Here is a 1479-nt window from a genome sequence, read left to right as displayed (position 1 = left end):
AGATTAACGGGCAAAACTCCGTTCACTCCTGCATCCGCACTCGCATTCATGGTCTTTGTCCTTCTTTATTTTCCATGCATAGCGACACTTACAGCGATAGCAAGAGAAACAGGCTCATGGAAATATGCGTTGTTCTCAGTGATTTATAACACCGGTCTTGCATGGGTGTTTGCATTCCTGACCTACCGCATCGCAGTTTTATTCTGACCTCGGATAAAAGAAACAGATAAAGGCAATGGGGTGCTGTTTTAAACAGCACCCCATTGCCTTTATCTGTTTCTTTTATTATCTATCGTGTCACACTATATCCTCGTATTTGATGGTAAGTTTGTCATCTCCCTCATTATGGGTCACTTCTATTGTGCCACCGAATTTACCATCCGCATTGAGAGTAAGCATCAGCTCTGCAAGTTCGTCTTCAAGATATTTCTGTATGGCACGTTTTAGAGGACGCGCTCCAAAATTCCTGTCATATCCCTTATCTGCAATGAATGTCTTTGCCTCATCGGCAAGTGTAAGCTTAAAGCCTAATTTCTCAATACGTTTGTAAAAATCCTTAAGCTCTATGTCTATGATTTCGGATATGGACTCCTTCGACAACTGGTCAAACATCACTATATCATCGACACGATTAAGAAACTCAGGACTGAACGCCTTGTTGAGCGCTTTCGATATCACACTGTGCGCCTGATCTTTTGTCACCACTTCCGTATTGAAACCGACACCTCCTCCGAAATCCTTAAGCTGACGGGAGCCTACGTTGCTGGTCATTATGATAATGGTGTTCTTGAAATCGATCTTACGCCCGAGCGAATCGGTGAGACGACCTTCGTCCATCACTTGAAGCAAAAGGTTGAACACATCCGGATGGGCTTTTTCAATCTCATCAAGAAGCACTACGGAATACGGACGTCTCCTTACTTTCTCGGTAAGCTGTCCTCCCTCCTCATATCCCACATATCCGGGAGGTGCTCCCACAAGGCGGGACACCGTAAATTTCTCCATAAACTCACTCATATCCATACGGATCAATGAGTCTGTGGAATCGAAGAGATATTCAGCAAGCTTTTTGGCAAGATGCGTCTTTCCGACACCAGTCGGTCCGAGGAACATGAACACTCCAATCGGTTTGTCAGGATCCTTGAGTCCGATTCGGTTTCGTTGTATCGCCTTGACAACTTTCTTTATGGCATCATCCTGACCCACGACTGCACCCTTGAGACTGTTGCCCATATTTATAAGCCTACTGCCCTCAGTCTGCGCGATGCGCTGTGTCGGCACACCTGTCATCATTGCCACCACTTCAGCTACTTTCTCCCCATCAACTTCCTGGCGGTCGCTGTCGAGAGACTTCTCCCATTCCTTTTTGGCTGAATCAAGTTCATTCTTCTTGTTTACCACCTGATCGCGCAACGATGCGGCAAGTTCATAATCCTGAGACTTCGCGGCGTTCAGCTTATCCTGTGTCAGCGCATCGAC

General features: G+C 46.1%; 2 protein-coding genes. One reads left to right on the top strand and one right to left on the bottom strand.

Annotated elements, in window-relative coordinates; genetic code table 11:
• A partial coding sequence (locus JX312_RS13605; RefSeq protein WP_204458452.1) for a nucleoside recognition domain-containing protein occupies positions 1–207 on the top strand: 207 nt, incomplete at its 5' end.
• Positions 208–297: 90 nt separating this feature from the next.
• Here the strand turns inward: JX312_RS13605 and JX312_RS13600 are convergent.
• A partial coding sequence (locus tag JX312_RS13600) for an AAA family ATPase (protein WP_204458451.1) occupies positions 298–1479 on the bottom strand: 1182 nt, incomplete at its 5' end.

Source organism: Barnesiella sp. CU968, from assembly GCF_905219685.1.
GTDB lineage: Bacteria > Bacteroidota > Bacteroidia > Bacteroidales > Muribaculaceae > Lepagella > Lepagella muris_A.
The sequence above is the reverse complement of the archived record's forward strand: the minus strand, read 5'-3'. Positions and strand labels throughout refer to the sequence as shown.